The organism is Marinithermofilum abyssi, assembly GCF_014641195.1.
Taxonomy (GTDB): domain Bacteria; phylum Bacillota; class Bacilli; order Thermoactinomycetales; family DSM-45169; genus Marinithermofilum; species Marinithermofilum abyssi.
The window spans coordinates 90475-106486 of the sequence record NZ_BMHQ01000002.1; the positions used below are offsets into that span (position 1 = coordinate 90475).

A 16012-nucleotide genomic window follows, 5' to 3' on the forward strand; every position below is an offset into this window, starting at 1 on the left:
CAGCATACAACCGCCACAAGCCCATTTTATCAAAAACTTCCGCCGTCGATGGATCCGCCCATCACTTACTCATCATTTCTTCCAGTTTCCCGTCCCAACGGTGCAATCGCTCCTCCCATCCACTCAGCTGATCGCCGAGGGGCCAGCCGAATGCGCGGGCATTGAAGCGAAGGATGTGGGCTGATCCCAACCACACTGTCCGAACATGTAAAAGGGCAGCAACGGTGTCACTGATTTTTCCATTTTCCACATCCAGATAAGCCAGCAGCATTTCCCCCAGCTGACCGGCACATTCAAACAGCTGAACCATCGGCTGCAACAAGGAATCGGGATCTTTTTCCCGCAGCCGGATCATCCGCTCCACGGCGAAAATATCGGCGTCAATCAACGTCAACGCCTGTTGCCGCCATGCCCGCACCTGGGCCCAATCACGGTCGGTTTCCCGTCCGGGTACGGCTTGTTCCTTTTTCGACAGCTCGGACAGGGTCATCTCCACCAGCGAACAAGCCATGGCCAACGTCAATGCCAAACTGCTCCCTGCTGCAGGACTGGGAATTTCCCGCTGGGCCATCTCCTCTACAAAGGCTGCAACCGGCCGCTTTTCCCATGTCATCCGGACTTCCTGCTTTCCTTTGGATAATCCGGGCCCAACTCCTGCACCAAATACTCCCGTGTCCAACGGATAAAGGCATTCAGTACCGGAACGGCATCCATTTGCTGCAACAGATCATCGGAGGTTACCGTTTCATATCGACGAACCAACCGTTCCCGAAACCGCACCAGCTCCCGCATGGTCGCTGCCCCTTCCGAAGGCAGCACCTGTTCATCCTCCAAAATGTCCACAATATCGATATAGCCGCCGGCTTCCCGCATCATAAACCCGTCAATCATCAATGAACCGACTTCGATCACGCACTCCACTCCAATATGTATCCCCCGTTCCAGGGCAAAAGCGGCTACGGCGGCTTCACCAGCCCCGCGAAGTTCTTCGGCAGCTTGCTGAATCACGTGACAGCATTTCTCCAAATGATGCAGCTGGGATTCAATGCGAACAGTATTGACATCATAAATCATAAAAGTTGCCTCCCCTTGCAAGGTGAAAAAGAAACGCTCCCAATCGTCGATTTCCTCGTCGACTGTCCGTCCCCAGTCGATGGACTGCCCTCCTATTATACCCTCACCCGCTACCGATTTGGCAAAGGGACGGCCGGACTGCATAAAATTCCGCCGCTGTCGCACAATGAAAAGGGACAAGAAAAAGGAGGAAACGGATATGCAACTGACAACCAAAGAGCTCAACTATCTCAAAGATGCGCTTTCCTGGGAGCTGTTGGCCATGAAAAAATGCCATCATTACGCTCAGGAATGCCAAGATCCCCAATTGAAGCAATTGATCGACCGAACTGGCCAGCTGCATCAAAACCATTACCAACAATTGCTTCAACATCTGAATGCCGCCAACGGCGGAACTGCCCAACCGATGAATAACACGAACATGACCCAGTAAGAAGGAGGAAGTAGAATGCAACAGCAAAATCAGCAACAGCAGCAGACACAGTCCGGTCTGCCCCAGGTAAAGGGACCGGAGATGAATGATCGGGACCGCATCAATGATATGCTGTCCATGGAGAAATACATGACCACCGCCTATAACACCGCCGTCAACGAAATGGTGGATCAACAACTGTATCAGACCCAAATGAACATTTTGACCGAACTGCACCAATGCCAACGGGATCTCTTCACCCTGATGCAACAAAAGGGCTGGTACAAAACCGACCCCGCCGATATGAAACATGTAGCCGAGACCGCGCAAAAGTTTAACAATTACCGCACGCAGTTCCCCTACTCGTAAATGACAAACAGCTGGCCTAAAAAAGGTCAGCTGTTTGCCTATTACTGAGGCGCAGCCAAAGGAAATGCTTTATGTGCATCCAAAACCGCTTCTCCATTGGGGAAAAATATCCGTGGGACAAAAATATTCGATTGGTCGAATCCCTTAATATATGACGGCCACCGGTTGAATTCCGGAAATATCCTGCTTCTTTCCGGACGAACTTCCATATTTCCACTCCTTGATCCCTTTTTGGGCCTCGTTTATCATGATGGTGAAGACTCCATAGGAGTCTTTTTTGTGTTTTAGCCGGTATGATTCCGGGTAAAAGTTTTATACTGTGATTTTATCAGTAATTCCTTAGTAGGTCTTTTGGCGTGATTTCTTTGATACCCGAAACTTCCCGGTAAAAAAGGCCGTTTTCCGGGAAGGAGCATTATAAGGGGATATGATAAATATAGCTGGAAATCCCACCGACGTGGTACGGCAACCCTGCTTTTTATTTCGCAGGGGACTGATGGGGGGGTGCAAGAAAGCAGTATGAGCAAAGCAGATAATGAAGCTCTGCCGCAACAACAAAACAAACCAAAACAACGGGATTATTTTTTCGACAACGTGAAGTTCCTATTGATTTTATTAGTGGTCATCGGACATGCATACCGTCCGTTGATTGATGAAAGCAGTGCAGTGAAAGCGGTTTATCTGACCATCTATACTTTTCACATGCCGCTGTTTATTCTGATTTCCGGTTATTTCGCCAAGAACTTCCGGAAAGAAGGACAAAACAAAAAAGTGATCGCCACGATTTTGGTGCCTTACTTCATCTTTGAAATCCTTTATTCGATCTATGACCATTTTGTATACAGCACCTCGGACGTAGACTTCTCCATTTTGGAACCGTACTGGATTATGTGGTTCCTTTTCAGCTTGTTCTTGTGGCGATTGATGCTCCCGTATTTCGTCAACTTGAAATACCCGCTGTTGACGGCTTTTGCCTTGGCGATCCTGGTCGGGTATGTGGATGATGCGGACCAATATCTCAGCCTGTCCCGGACCGTGTCGTTTTTCCCGTTCTTCCTGACCGGGTTTTACCTGCAAAAGCATCACTTTGAGAAACTGTTGAACTGGTTTACACCGGCGAAGCGTATCCTGTCCGTGCTGGGAATCGGCGCAATCCTTCTGTTGATGTACTACCTGGAATATCGCTCCGGTGTCGATCTCGATCTACGGCGCTGGCTGTACTTCGTCTTTCCGTATGAAGATCTGGGTCATTCAGAATGGTATGCCGGGTTGTACCGCCTTTTCTTCATCGGACTGGCATTGATGATGTCGGTGATGGTTCTGTCACTGGTTCCCCGGAAACAAACCTTTTTCAGCCAGCTGGGCACCCGGTCGATCTACGTTTACCTGTTGCACGGGTTTTTCATCAAACTTTACGACTCCCTCAACATTGACGATAGAATCACCGGCTCCTACCAATATGTGCTGATTACACTGGCAGCCATCGCCCTGACATTTATCTTGTCTTCCAAATGGGTGCAAAGCATTGCCCATCCGTTGATCCAGCCCAATGTGCAATGGTTTTTCCAAAAAAAAAGTCACAGTACGCGCCTCAATAAAGCAATCAACTAAGCGCGCATCGGCCGGTGAAAAAACCGGCCGTTTTTTCTCTCCCTTTGTCAAACTGTCGCTTAGTTTGTCAGAGGATGACTTTCTTTGTCGCGAGGGAAGGATTCCGCAGGGATTCCCCGAAAGTGTTGGTAATGCCAATATTCGGGAGGATGGATAAATGAAGGAAGGAGTGCGGATATCCACCAGAGAAGCGGCTGAACGTCTCCATGTACACGCTCGGACTGTACGAAAATGGATCGATACCTTTGAGGAGTATATCGAACCTCACGTCAATGACCGCGGGCATTATATGCTGACGGAGGATTCCTATATCCGGTTGCGCGACATTCAAAAACGGCTGCAGGAAAATAAGTCCATGCGGCAAATTCGGCAAGAGTTGATCATGGAAGGCAAATGGGACAACAATAGCGAACAAGCTGCTGAACCGGAAGAGGACACAGTGATCCAGATGCCCTTCGGCAATTCTTATCCCATGCATCGACTGATAGGAAGCCTTGATGAAATCGGAGAAATGATGGAGACGGTTTTTGAACGGCTGGACCAACTGGAGGACCATGTTTTTACGATGTTTGATGTGATAGAGGAAATGGAACGCAAAATGGTGGCCAACCAGCAAAATTATCTCCCCGCTACCCAACTGCATCAAATGATTGAAGACATCGGAAAAAAACAGGATCAGCTGAAGGCGGAACTGCGCAATGCCACCTTCTCCCATCGACTGGCTTCCGCCACGACCGAAACTCAGTTAACACCACGCCGCCAGAAACGGAGCCGCTTTTTGGGTATATTCTGATTGAGTTTCCGTAAACGGTAGGGTATCCCCGGGTCATTGTGTATAATGAGGGGGAGATATGACAAAGGAGTTATTTCCCATGACCAAGGACGATCTTTTTTTCCTTTATGATGACACCGAGACTACGCGCACCCGTTTTGTCAGCTTTGTCGGGCAAACCAATCGATTTGACCTGGGGATCACTACTACTGAACGCTTTTACGGAAAACTGCTGGTGTTCAATATCCAGTCCAACCGATTCGCCATCATCGGCGAAGATGACTTGGAGGAGCCCGGCTACCTGGAACATGTATATGGCATCAGTGAAGAGGAAGCGGCGGAATTGAAGCAGTTTTTATATACTTTGCTGTAAGACATAAAAAGCCACCTCGATGGAAAACTAACCCTCGGAGGTGACTTTTTTATGCGCAAAAAACGAAACACCCATTATCAAGATCTGGGTACGGTGGAGTCTCTCCGAAACGAAGTGGTTCCGGAAGAATTCCCCGAAGGACCTTACGGGGCTGCAACCAATGAAGCACATTTGGGCAAATCCAGTCCATGGCGGGAATCCCAGCACGCAGCACCCCAGTTCACCTATGAAATGAGGGAATTCCACGAGGGAATCCCCCGGCAGGTGCCTGGAAGTCACCCCACTCATGACGAGCGTGAGGAAGAATAAAACGTCTGTTATCCCCTGTTGGCACGACGTTCCCGAAGTTTGGATTTTCCTTTGTTGGCATCGTCTCGAATCCGCCGAAGAATGAAGTAAGCGCAGCCAAAATTGCAATACTCATGCAAGTATTCTTCAAAGTGCGCAATTTTTGTGTCACGGTTGGCACGGGGATGGCTGTCCGCAAAAAAGCCTTTGAGGCGTAATTGTCCATAACCCCAATCTCCTACGATGTAATCATACTTGTCCAACACTTCACTGTACCGCTTGCTGAAAGCTTCCGGATTCCAACCCTTTTTATGATCGTATACCACTTCAAATCGAAACCCGTTAACTGCAATCTCTTTCATTATTTACCATCGACCTCTAATTCGTTTTCTTTCCTACCGTATGAACCGAAATTCGTGATCCTGCATTGTAAATCCTGCTTTTCCCTGTACAAAAGGCGGAACTTCCGGGCACGCTATCCACAGGAGGTGGAAAAGATGAAAATCTGGGGGTGGATGTTGACGGCCTTATGCCTGCTCGGCATAGTGGCATGTCAGCCCAATGCACGTCCGGACGACGGTTACGATGAGTCCCTTTACCAGGATGGAAAACGGGGATATGGATATGTCACCAACCGCCGTCCCCAAGGTACTAATGCAAACCCGCTCGGATACAGCCGTCAGCGGGGAAATGAATTTCGGAACGCCACAGACGGAGGAGCACTCCCCGGTCCCGACGTATACATCGATCGAAATGCACTTGCTCGGCAGATTGCCTATCTAAGCACCAAACTACCGAACGTATCCGATGCAGCCGTGCTGGTGACCGCCAGCCATGTATTTATTGGAGTGGAAGGCAATAACAGAGCACGACCGAGCCAAAAAGCGCTGTACGAAACCCGGCGCACGGCACTCAGTTTGACTCCTCGGTATTATCAAGTTTACGTATCTGGCAAACCGGGATTTAAAAAACGGCTGCAGGAAATCGGGGCTAAAGCAATGGGAACCCGTGAAAAACTCACCCTGACAACCCAAGAAATGAACGGCTTAATGCAAGATCTGGATCAACCGCCTTTAGGGGAACATAAAAAGAATCCATTGAAAAAAACACAATAAAAAAGCAGCCTCGGCATATGCCGTAGGCTGCTTTTTTATCTCTTACTGAGCGGCCGCTTCCTGGGAAGATTGAGCCGACTTCACTTGTTCATGGGCATGATAGGAGCTACGTACCAACGGACCCGATTCTACATGATCAAATCCGCGTTTCAGCCCTTCTTCTTTCAGTTGGGCAAATTCTTCCGGGGTATAATATTTCTCGATCCGCAGGTGTTTACGGGTGGGTTGTAAATATTGGCCGATCGTCATGATATTGCAATCCACGCTGCGTAGATCGTCCATCGTTTCCAGAATTTCATCCCACTCTTCCCCGACACCTACCATAATGCTCGACTTGGTCGGAATATCGGGCTGCATTTGTTTCGCCTGTTTCAACAATTCCAGAGAACGGTCATATTTGGCTTTGGACCGGACGCGGTCGGAACGGCGGCGCACCGTTTCCAGGTTGTGGTTGAGAATGTCCGGACGTTGATCCATCACTACTTTAAGGGCTTCCCAGTTACCGCCGAAATCAGGGATCAATACTTCTACATTGGTAAACGGGTTCCGTTTGCGAATTGCTTTGATCGTTTCCGCAAATATGGCAGCCCCGCCATCCTTGAGATCATCCCGTGCCACCGAGGTGACAACAGCATGCTTGACGCCCATCTGCTCAACGGCTTCCGCCACCCGTTCCGGCTCCTTCCAATCCAGTTCCGTCGGAAGACCTGTTTTCACCGCACAAAAGCGGCAAGCACGGGTGCAAATATCTCCCAAAATCATGAATGTGGCCGTCCGGTTGGCCCAGCATTCATAGATATTGGGGCAACGGGCCTCTTCACAAACAGTATGTAGAGTCTTGCCCCGCATCATTTTTTTTAGTTCGCGATAATTTTCGTTGGTATTGAGGTTGATTTTCAACCATTCCGGTTTTCTCTGTCTTTCTTCTTTCCGTTTTCTTTCCACGCCGATTCCCTCCTATGGACAAAAGGCCTCCTATGTCCCGGAGACCTAAACCGCAAATGTCATCCATCTAACGCCTTTCTTACTTTCCTCTATTATCTTACCACAAAAAGATAGCCGTTACGCGCCTTTCTCCCTTCCAACGAGAAATCCAGTTGTTGACAACAATTGTTTGCTTAGGAGTCCGATCCAACAAGAAGTTATACACATTTATCAACAGTCCCTGTGGATAAAGTTCAGAAAAATATGTCGAATCAAGCGTTTATTTCCATCAAATCCCAAAATGTTTCCGCCTGCAATCAAGCACACTAAGATTATAGGAATACAAAGCGGTGATGGAAATGGGCAAACGCATTCTCTGTTGGCTGACAATCCTCGCTTTACTGATTACGCCCCTACCTGCGGCAGGGGCACGGAAAAAGAGCGAGTGGGAACAACGTCAACAAATGTATGAACGGATGGAGACACTCACAGGGGTTCCGTGGTTTTTTCTCGCTGCCATGGATCAATACGAGCGCAATATTCAACAGGTTCGCCGTGATTTGCCAAAGAAAAAGGGATTATTGGCCATCTCCGTGCCGGATCGGCTATGGAGCGGTCCGCTCAATCCGGATCCCCAGGATACAGTGCCGGAGAGTATCCGTTTTTTCGGCGGGATCGGCCAGGACGGCAACCGTGACGGCAAAGCAGACCCTGCCGACGATACGGATATCCTGTTGACAATAACCCGTTACTTATCTGAAAAAGGCTTGAGCCAAGAAGATATCCGCATCCGGTTGTGGGAGTATTATCAACAACCGGTAACCGTCGATATCATCACCCACATCGCCAAGATTTACGAACGATACGGCACGATTAACCTGGACCGCCATTCCTTTATCATGCCTTTGCGCTACAACTACACCTATCATAATACCTGGGGCGATCGGCGAGGATGGGGCGGCTTGCGCATCCATGAGGGCACGGACATTTTTGCCGATTATGGCACACCGGTGCTCAGCACTTGTTACGGTTATGTGGAGTTAAAAGGATGGAACCGTTACGGCGGCTGGCGGATCGGGATCCGGGATACCCGAAACAACTATCACTATTTCGCCCACCTGAACGGGTTCAGCAAAAACCTGAAGCAAGGGGACATCGTGGAACCCGGAATGGTTATTGGTTATGTCGGCTCGTCGGGATACGGCCCTCCCGGCACCTCCGGCAAGTTTCCTCCCCATCTACATTACGGCCTTTACAAATTCAACGGGCGGACCACCTTTTCTTTCGACCCCTACCCTTCGCTGAAGAGATGGGAACGGGATGCGTACAAGCGGCTGAGAGAAGAAAAAAAGAAAAAACGCTCCCAGCGAAAGAAGCGCTAAAAATCCCATCGATGTGATTCTGTCGGCTCGACCACTTAGCGTGATGATGGAGCGCAGCGACATTGCACGACGAATGCCGTGCGGGTACGATACACACGCCAAAGGAACACGGGCACACGTCGTGCCTTAGGGTCTGTCTGATCATTTGTTATAGGGGTCCGGTGTAGCCGTCTCATCTCTTGCAAAAAGCGTAAAGGATCTTCGCCTATCACACCGACCTCCCTATCTATCGAAGATACTTGAATTACCAGACACGCTCTAGTCGCTTGGCTCCTACGCCCGCGCTTTGACTCTCTTTTTCTATAAAAACGAAACTCAGCAGAAGGGCTTCTATCTACTCCTCTACAACTCATGGAACCGGGGTTTACGTCAAATTTTGGCCACTACCGTAGATCTTGTTTATCGGCTGCTTTCACCAGCTCCAAAATCCGATCCGGTTGCAATCCTTGAACAGGAGTGCCGTTCACCACCGTGACGGGCACACCGAGAAACCCCATCGCTTTCACTTCCTCAAGGTGCTGGGGATGACTGCAGTCCCGCACTTCAAAAGGAATTTGATAATCGGTTAAAAACCGCTTCACCATATTGCACTCGATACAGTGGGGTTTCGAAAAGACGATTACTTCCATATAAGCCCTCCTTCCTCCCTTTTAGGATAGCATATGGGAGATAGTTGGATGGCAATCTACTTTTTCTGCCGATTCAGGTACAACGCCAACCCCATGGCCGACACTTGCAAATCCAGCCGCAACAACTCATGGGCCGGGCTGTCTTCCGGTAGTCCTTTTTCTTCCAGCATGGGGACATAGCGATCGACCAAGCGGCGCTCGATTCCCGATTCGCCTTCACCCCGGGAAAGTGCTTCTTGGGCCTCCTGCATGAAAACGTCAATGCCGGCTTTTACTTCATCCAAGGCTTCATCCACTTGCTCTGTCATCCCGAAGTGACCATAATAGATACGGTCCGGCTTCTCGTTTCGATAGCGCTGGATCGAATGTTTCATCGCATCCGGATCAAATTGGTTGGGAGAAGTGGATGGAACATAAAAAGAGAATCCATACTCCTCCGTATGAACATAGCGTATACCCGCGGTATCCCCGGTGAAATAACCATGGGTCAGAGAATCGTGGATACTGATGTGGTGAGCGGCATGTCCCGGAGTGTCCCAAAACGTCAGCACCCGATCGTCGGTAATGCGCAACTTATCTCCTTCACCCTTGACCAGAATTCGGTCTTCCGGTACCGGCAGCACCGGGTCAAACAACGCGTCGAACTCCTCCCCGTAAACCATACGGGCGCCCTGGATCAACCGGGAAGGGTCAGCCAAATGACGGGCGCCGCGGGGGTGAACAACGACTTTGGCCCGGGGACAGCTTTGGAGGAACAAGCCCACACCACCGGCATGGTCGAGGTGGATATGGGTCACGATCACATACTCCACTTCTTCCGGAGCGCGGTCCAGCTTTTTCAATCCACCCAATATATGGGGTACGGACATGCTGGGCCCGGTTTCCACAATCGTCAAGGGTTCCTGATTCATCACATAAACCCCGGTTCGACCCGGTTTTTTCAAGTCGAAGCCGTCAATCACATAAATCTCCCCGCCCAGGGAATAGATGGTTTCCTCTCCCACAGATCCAACCTCCTTTTTTTCTGAACCTTTACTTCCTTCGATCCCTCCGGTTCCGATTCCTGTGGATTACGCACAATAGCATTCGGGTTTCCCCGTTTCATGCAGGAAAACCCCCGGAATGACGGGGGTCAACCAAGCTCCCAGGTCGTGCTATGCACCGCTTTTTTGTCTCGTATTCTCTCTTGTCGCTAAGTTCGTCGTCAAAAGTCGTGCTCGGGCAAAAGAGTTCGTCAGCTTATTTCTATAAACGTTGAGTCTTACCCCTTGGATCACAAGGGTTTTGGGCTTGCCGATGCTTATGCTTTACTGCTTCATCCGCGGGTCCAAGATGTCCCGCAGACCGTCACCTAACAGGTTGAATCCCAATACGGTAAACATGATCGCCAGCCCCGGGAAAATCATCGTCCACGGAGCGGATTGGATAAAGGACCGGGAGTCGGACAACATTTTTCCCCATTCCGGCTCCGGTGGCTGTGCCCCCAAACCGATAAACCCGAGCGCTGCCGCTTCCAGCACCGCCGTGGCGAAGCCCAGGGTTCCCTGGACCATGATCGGTGTCCAGGAGTTGGGAAGAACGTGCCGTAGCAAAATCCGGCTGTTTTTCATTCCAATGGCCAGAGCGGCCATGACGAAATCTTCCTGCTTCACCGCCAACACCCGGGAGCGCATCAAGCGTCCGAAGGTGGGAATGTTGATAATTGCGATGGCGTACATGGCATTTTCCAATCCCGGCCCCAACATGGCCACGATGGCAATAGCCAGCAAAATTCCCGGAAATGCCAGCAGGATATCGAACAAACGGGAAATGATGACATCCCGCCATCCGCCGTAAAAACCGGCGATCAGCCCCAGCAAGGAGCCGGCCACGATCGATCCGGTGATGGCGAAAAAACCGACCCAGAGAGAGATACGTGCACCGTAGATCACCCGGGCAAAAATATCCCGTCCCAAATCGTCGGTCCCGAACCAGTGGTCTGCTGAGGGTGCTTGCAACCGTGAATCGGCATCGATCTGATTGTAGCCAAAAGGAAGCAGCAGCGGTGCCACCACTGCGATAAAGATGAAAAAGAGAATGATGATCCCGCCGATCATGGCGGAACGATGGCGAAGAAGGGCGCGCCATGTATCCTGCCACGCGCTCTCTTTTTCTTCCATTGGCGAGTTCGACATCGGCTGCATTGGTTCCTGGGTCGGCATCGTGGGTGCGTTCATCGACATGGGCGTCACTCCTTTCCGTATTGGATCCGCGGATCGACATAGGCGTACAACAGATCCACGATCAGATTAATCAAGACGAAAATGGTGGCAATCACCAAGATGCCGGACTGAATCACCGGGTAATCCCGGGAGACGATGGCATCATACAAATACCGCCCTATACCCGGCCAACTGAAAATGGTTTCCGTCAACACCGCCCCGCCCAAAAGCAGGCCCATCTGCAAACCGAACACCGTTAGGATGGGGATGAAGGCATTTTTCAAGGCATGCTTGTACACGATCAGCACTTCTCCCACCCCTTTGGCACGTGCGGTGCGGATATAGTCGGAACGCATCACTTCCAGCATGCTGGAGCGGGTCATTCGGGCGATGATCGCCATGGGAATGGTCCCCAGTGCAATCGCCGGCAGCCAAATATGATTGAATGCATCTTGCAAGGCATAAAAATCCCCTTGAATCAGTGCATCGATAAAATAAAAGTGGGTGATGGACTCAAAGGTCATCCGCGGATCGATTCGACCGTTGGATGGTAGCCATCCCAGCTCTTGGGCGAACACCCACTGCTCCAACAAACCCAACCAAAATATCGGCATCGACACGCCGATCAAGGCGATCACCATCGATGTGTAATCGATGGCGGAGTTCTGCCGCCAGGCAGACAAAATTCCCAAGTTGACTCCGAAAAAAACAGCGATAATCATCGCCATCACCGCCAACTCCACCGTGGCAGCCAAATACGGTCCGATCTCGTCCAGAATGGGACGTCCCGTTTTGTAGGAAGTGCCCAGATCTCCTTGCAACACATTGCCGAGATACCGGAAGTACTGTACATAGAGGGGATCATTCAGACCCATGCTTTCGTTCAACTGTTTAACGGCTTCCGGATTGGCCCGGTCACCCAAAATGGCTTGAGCCGGGCTTCCCGGAATCGCGTGCACGATGGAAAAGGTGATGATGGACATCCCGATCAACACCGGGATCAGCATGAGTACTCTTCGGATGGCGTATGCGATCACAATTTCACCAGCCTTTCCGTTCAAAACCGTTTCTTTGTCCAAGACGGGGTCGAAAAGTACCGATGCATCCGGACACGGTGAAAAAACGGCGGCATTGCGGACCGCAATGCCGCCGCACACTCGATTACTTCACGATGTCTACGTTTTCCAGGCTCTCCGTCCCCTTCGGGTGCGGCACATACCCTTTCACATAGGACTGGGCGGCCAGCGGCGGAGTAGCGTAGACCATCGGTACCCACGGTGCATCCTCGTGAATGATCTCCTGTGCTTTTTCATACAGTTCGGTCCGTTTTTTCTTATCCGTTTCTTGCTGGGCTTTGATTAAGACATCGTGCAATTTATCGCTCTTGTAGAAAGCGACGTTTTGGGCAGGAATCCGGGTGTTGTCCTTGTCCAGCAGGACATACAGGAAGTTGTCCGGATCCCCGTTGTCTCCGGTCCAACCCAGGAGGGCCATTTCGTGCTCCCCTTTCTGGGTTTTTTCCAGATAGGTCTGCCATTCGGGGCTGACGATCTTGGCGTCGATTCCGATTTTCTTCAGGTCGGCCTGGATATACTCAGCGATTTTCTTGCCGTCCGGCATATAGGGACGGGGCTCGGGCATCGCCCAGAATTCCACCTTGAAGCCTTTTTCGTATCCGGCTTCTTTCAGTAGCTGTTTGGCTTTTGTCAGATCATAATCGTATTCTTTCACTTTGTCGTTGTAACCCCAGATCGAAGGCGGCATCGGGTTTTTGGCCGGTTCCGCCAGATCGGCGTAGAAGCTCTTGATCAGCCCTTCTTTGTTGACGGCGTGGTTGATCGCCAGCCGCACTTTTTTGTTGTCGAAGGGCTTTTTCTCCATATTGAAAGCCAGATACCCCACATTCATGGGCGGACGCTTGAACAGCTGCAGTTGATCGTTTTGTTCCACCGTCTTGGCATCATCGGGATTGAGACCGTCCATCAGATCGATGTCTCCGGATTGCAGCGCCGTCAAACGGGCCGAATTATCCGGGATCGATTTGAAGATGATCTTATCCAGCTTCGGCAGGCCTTTTTGCCAGTAATTCTCGTTTTTGACGACACTAATGGAGTCGCCTTTTTTCCAGCTCTCAAATTTGAACGGACCGGTTCCCACCGGGTGACGGGCAAATTCGGCCGGATCCTTCTCCACCGCTTTCGGAGAGGCGATGGCAAACGGAGACATGCCCAGGTTGGCTAGGAAGGGACCTTGCGGTTTTTTCAGCCTGAACTGGACCGTATATTCGTCCAACGCTTTCACGCTGTCGATCACATGCCCTTTATCCCCTTTGAATCCGCCGAACATCGAACCATAATAGATAAAATCATCGCCTTTTTTAGGCAGATCTTTCCGGTTCATCCAGCGTTCAAAGTTCCAAACGACGGCGTCGGCATTAAACTGGGTGCCGTCATGGAACTTGACCCCTTTGCGCAGGTGGAAAGTCCAGGTTTTTCCGTCCTTGGACTTCTCCCAACTCTCTGCGAGCCCCGGCTTCACATTGGTAGTGGTTTTATCGTAATCCACCAAGGTTTCCATGATGTTTTCGGTCACTCGGAAGGACTCGCCATCCGTCACAATGGCGGGATCCAGTTTGGGAGAATCCGCCCCGCGGCCAAAGATCAATGTTTTCCCGCTGTCTGCGTTTTTCCCGCCGCATCCGGCCAAAACCGTCGACAGCATAAAGGCAAAAGCGAAGAGAAGAATCCAATTTTTCTTGAATCTCATACAGGTAAAACCCCCTTTATCCTTAAGAAAAAATGATGTACCGGCGGCTCCCGGCACGGCTGCTGTCGGCCGAGGCAACACCTCCTTCACAGAGTGTTCGTGTTAAGCTTCCGTCAAATGACAAGCTGCAAAATGACCGCTTCCCTGATCCTTGAACTCAGGGCGCTTCTCCCGGCAAATATCCATCACATGGGGACAACGGGTATGGAAGGCACACCCTTTGGGCGAATTGGTGGGACTGGGCACATCCCCTGTGAGGATGATCCGTTCCCGCTTCGCATCCGGGTCGGGTACAGGTACCGCAGACAACAAAGCCCGGGTGTACGGATGAATCGGGTGCTCATACAGCTCATCCCGGTCTGCCAGTTCCACCATCCGTCCCAGATACATCACGCCCACCCGATCACTGATGTGACGTACCACGCTTAAATCGTGGGCAATGAACAGATAGGTCAAATCGTATGTTTCCTGCAGGTCTTCCAAGAGGTTGAGCACCTGGGACTGGATCGACACATCCAGGGCGGATACCGGTTCATCTGCCACGATCAGCTTCGGATTCACCGCCAAAGCCCGGGCGATGCCAATCCGCTGCCGCTGACCACCGCTGAACTGGTGCGGGTACCGCCCGGCATGGTAAGAATCCAGCCCGACCACCGAGAGCAGCTCCTTTACCTTTTCCTTGCGCTCTTTGGCGTCTCCCAGCCCGTGCACGATCAGCGGCTCTTCAATAATCGAGCCAGCTGTTTGCCGCGGGTTTAACGAGGCAAAGGGATCCTGAAACACCATCTGCAGCTCCCGGCGCATCCGGCGCATCTCCTCTCCCGACAGCTTGGTCAGGTCCGCCCCCTCAAACTCCACCTCGCCGGCAGTGGGCTCTTCCAGACGCAAAATGGACCGGCCCGTGGTGGACTTGCCACAGCCGCTCTCGCCCACGATGCCCAGGGTTTCTCCTTTTTTCACCGCGAAGGAGACATCATCCACCGCCTTCACTTCGCCGATCTTCCGACCAAAGACGCCTCCGCGGATCGGATAGTATTTCTTCAGATTACGAACTTGAAGCAGTGTTTCCGACGATGTCACGATCCGCTTCCTCCTTTTGCTCCGAATGCAACCAGCAACGACTGATGTGATTTTTTTCGATGGGGCTCAGCTCAGGCTCTTTCTCCCGGCATACCTCCATCGCAAACTCACAGCGGGGAGCGAACCGGCACCCTTTCGGCATGTTTCGCGGGTTGGGCACATTGCCGGGAATGGAGTACAACCGCTTCCGCCGTTGATCCAACTGCGGGATCGATTTCAACAAACCGGCGGTGTACGGATGCTTGGGATTCTTGAACAAGGTACGCACATCCGCTTCCTCCACCACCTGTCCCGCGTACATCACGATCACCCGCTCGCACAGCTCCGCCACCACTCCCAGGTCGTGGGTGATCATGAGAATGGCCGTGTTGGTTTCCTTGTTCAGCTTTCGCATCAGATCCAGGATCTGTGCCTGGATGGTCACATCCAGGGCCGTCGTCGGCTCGTCGGCGATCAGCAGCTTCGGGTTGCAGACCATCGCCATCGCGATCATCACCCGCTGGCGCATCCCGCCGGAAAGCTGATGAGGGTACTCATCCAGCACCCCGTCCCGGGCGATGCCCACCGATTTCAGCGCTTCCAGCGCCAACGCGCGCGCTTCCTGCTTGGACACTTCTTTCTTGTGAAGCCGGATCGCTTCCACCATTTGATTTCCGATGGTGAAAACCGGATTCAATGACGTCATCGGTTCCTGAAAAATCATCGCCATCTCATTGCCGCGAAGCTTCTGCAGCTCTTTGGCGCTGAGAGTGGTCAGTTCCTTTCCGTTGAACTTGATGGAACCGCCGGCGATCTTTCCCGGAGGCTGGGGAACAAGACCCATCACCGATAGGGAGGTGACACTCTTGCCGCAGCCGGACTCACCGACCAATCCGACAATCTCTCCTTCGCGGACAGTGATGTCGACACCGTCGACGGCCTTCACGACCCCCTTGTCCGTGTGGAAATGCATTTTCAGCTCCGATATCTCGAGTAGAGTGTTCGCCATGAAGACACCTCGTTGATTGAAATATCAG

The 16012-nt window shown here is 51.5% G+C and carries 19 protein-coding genes; 8 read left to right on the forward strand and 11 right to left on the reverse strand.

What is annotated here, in order from left to right; translation table 11 throughout:
• Nucleotides 1-61 precede the first annotated feature (61 nt).
• Both IEW70_RS02600 and IEW70_RS02605 read right to left on the reverse strand, forming a co-directional pair.
• Nucleotides 62-613: a cyclodeaminase/cyclohydrolase family protein gene (locus IEW70_RS02600; protein ID WP_188646377.1), complete on the reverse strand. Its 552-nt coding sequence runs from the start codon at nucleotides 611-613 to the stop codon at nucleotides 62-64.
• A complete protein-coding gene (locus IEW70_RS02605; protein WP_188646378.1) occupies nucleotides 610-1218 on the reverse strand; it encodes a DUF86 domain-containing protein in 609 nt (202 codons plus the stop codon). The genes IEW70_RS02600 and IEW70_RS02605 overlap by 4 nt, the downstream gene beginning before the upstream one ends.
• Before the next feature lie 55 nt (nucleotides 1219-1273).
• Between IEW70_RS02605 and IEW70_RS02610 the strand changes: the two genes are divergently transcribed.
• The 6 genes from IEW70_RS02610 to IEW70_RS02635 all read left to right on the forward strand — a co-directional run bounded on the left by IEW70_RS02610 (nucleotide 1274) and on the right by IEW70_RS02635 (nucleotide 4920).
• A complete protein-coding gene (locus IEW70_RS02610; protein ID WP_188646379.1) occupies nucleotides 1274-1507 on the forward strand; it encodes a ferritin family protein in 234 nt (77 codons plus the stop codon).
• Between the two features lie 15 nt (nucleotides 1508-1522).
• Nucleotides 1523-1855 carry a spore coat protein gene (locus IEW70_RS02615; protein WP_188646380.1) on the forward strand — a complete coding sequence of 111 codons (333 nt, stop codon included), beginning with the start codon at nucleotides 1523-1525 and terminating at the stop codon, nucleotides 1853-1855.
• Between the two features lie 519 nt (nucleotides 1856-2374).
• Complete coding sequence (locus tag IEW70_RS02620; RefSeq protein WP_188646381.1) at nucleotides 2375-3466, forward strand: acyltransferase family protein; 1092 nt, start codon at nucleotides 2375-2377, stop codon at nucleotides 3464-3466.
• A 157-nt stretch (nucleotides 3467-3623) separates the two neighbouring features.
• Nucleotides 3624-4259, forward strand: coding sequence for a MerR family transcriptional regulator (locus IEW70_RS02625; RefSeq protein ID WP_188646382.1), 636 nt, complete (start codon nucleotides 3624-3626; stop codon nucleotides 4257-4259).
• Nucleotides 4260-4338: 79 nt separating this feature from the next.
• Nucleotides 4339-4611 (forward strand): DUF3055 domain-containing protein, encoded by a 273-nt coding sequence (locus IEW70_RS02630; RefSeq protein ID WP_188646383.1) that lies wholly within the window; start codon nucleotides 4339-4341, stop codon nucleotides 4609-4611.
• Between the two features lie 51 nt (nucleotides 4612-4662).
• Complete coding sequence (locus IEW70_RS02635; protein WP_188646384.1) at nucleotides 4663-4920, forward strand: hypothetical protein; 258 nt, start codon at nucleotides 4663-4665, stop codon at nucleotides 4918-4920.
• An 8-nt stretch (nucleotides 4921-4928) separates the two neighbouring features.
• Here the strand turns inward: IEW70_RS02635 and IEW70_RS02640 are convergent, their stop codons facing one another.
• A complete protein-coding gene (locus IEW70_RS02640; protein WP_188646385.1) occupies nucleotides 4929-5261 on the reverse strand; it encodes a YutD family protein in 333 nt (110 codons plus the stop codon).
• 135 nt (nucleotides 5262-5396) lie between these two features.
• Here IEW70_RS02640 and IEW70_RS02645 point away from each other — a divergent pair, with 135 nt between their 5' ends.
• Nucleotides 5397-6014 carry a YhcN/YlaJ family sporulation lipoprotein gene (locus IEW70_RS02645; RefSeq protein WP_188646386.1) on the forward strand — a complete coding sequence of 206 codons (618 nt, stop codon included), beginning with the start codon at nucleotides 5397-5399 and terminating at the stop codon, nucleotides 6012-6014.
• A gap of 42 nt (nucleotides 6015-6056) precedes the next feature.
• Here IEW70_RS02645 and lipA read toward each other — a convergent pair whose 3' ends face one another.
• The gene (gene lipA / locus IEW70_RS02650; protein ID WP_188646387.1) at nucleotides 6057-6959 is read right to left on the reverse strand and encodes a lipoyl synthase; all 903 of its coding nucleotides are present in this window, start codon (nucleotides 6957-6959) and stop codon (nucleotides 6057-6059) included.
• Between the two features lie 338 nt (nucleotides 6960-7297).
• On the opposite strand from lipA, the gene IEW70_RS02655 reads away from it, so the two are divergent.
• The gene (locus IEW70_RS02655) at nucleotides 7298-8320 is read left to right on the forward strand and encodes a M23 family metallopeptidase (protein WP_188646388.1); all 1023 of its coding nucleotides are present in this window, start codon (nucleotides 7298-7300) and stop codon (nucleotides 8318-8320) included.
• 383 nt (nucleotides 8321-8703) lie between these two features.
• Here IEW70_RS02655 and IEW70_RS02660 read toward each other — a convergent pair whose 3' ends face one another.
• The 7 genes from IEW70_RS02660 to IEW70_RS02690 form a co-directional block, all read right to left on the reverse strand.
• Nucleotides 8704-8949: a glutaredoxin domain-containing protein gene (locus tag IEW70_RS02660; protein WP_188646389.1), complete on the reverse strand. Its 246-nt coding sequence runs from the start codon at nucleotides 8947-8949 to the stop codon at nucleotides 8704-8706.
• Between the two features lie 56 nt (nucleotides 8950-9005).
• Complete coding sequence (locus IEW70_RS02665; protein ID WP_229751784.1) at nucleotides 9006-9953, reverse strand: MBL fold metallo-hydrolase; 948 nt, start codon at nucleotides 9951-9953, stop codon at nucleotides 9006-9008.
• 303 nt (nucleotides 9954-10256) lie between these two features.
• On the reverse strand, nucleotides 10257-11165 hold the full coding sequence (locus IEW70_RS02670) for an ABC transporter permease (RefSeq protein WP_373285905.1): 909 nt from the start codon (nucleotides 11163-11165) through the stop codon (nucleotides 10257-10259).
• 11 nt (nucleotides 11166-11176) lie between these two features.
• Nucleotides 11177-12187, reverse strand: coding sequence for an ABC transporter permease (locus tag IEW70_RS02675; protein WP_188646693.1), 1011 nt, complete (start codon nucleotides 12185-12187; stop codon nucleotides 11177-11179).
• 124 nt (nucleotides 12188-12311) lie between these two features.
• A complete protein-coding gene (locus IEW70_RS02680; protein WP_188646390.1) occupies nucleotides 12312-13916 on the reverse strand; it encodes an ABC transporter substrate-binding protein in 1605 nt (534 codons plus the stop codon).
• Nucleotides 13917-14018: 102 nt separating this feature from the next.
• Nucleotides 14019-14996, reverse strand: coding sequence for an ABC transporter ATP-binding protein (locus IEW70_RS02685; protein ID WP_188646391.1), 978 nt, complete (start codon nucleotides 14994-14996; stop codon nucleotides 14019-14021).
• Nucleotides 14962-15984, reverse strand: coding sequence for an ABC transporter ATP-binding protein (locus tag IEW70_RS02690; protein ID WP_188646392.1), 1023 nt, complete (start codon nucleotides 15982-15984; stop codon nucleotides 14962-14964). The genes IEW70_RS02685 and IEW70_RS02690 overlap by 35 nt, the downstream gene beginning before the upstream one ends.
• Between the last annotated feature and the right edge of the window lie 28 nt (nucleotides 15985-16012).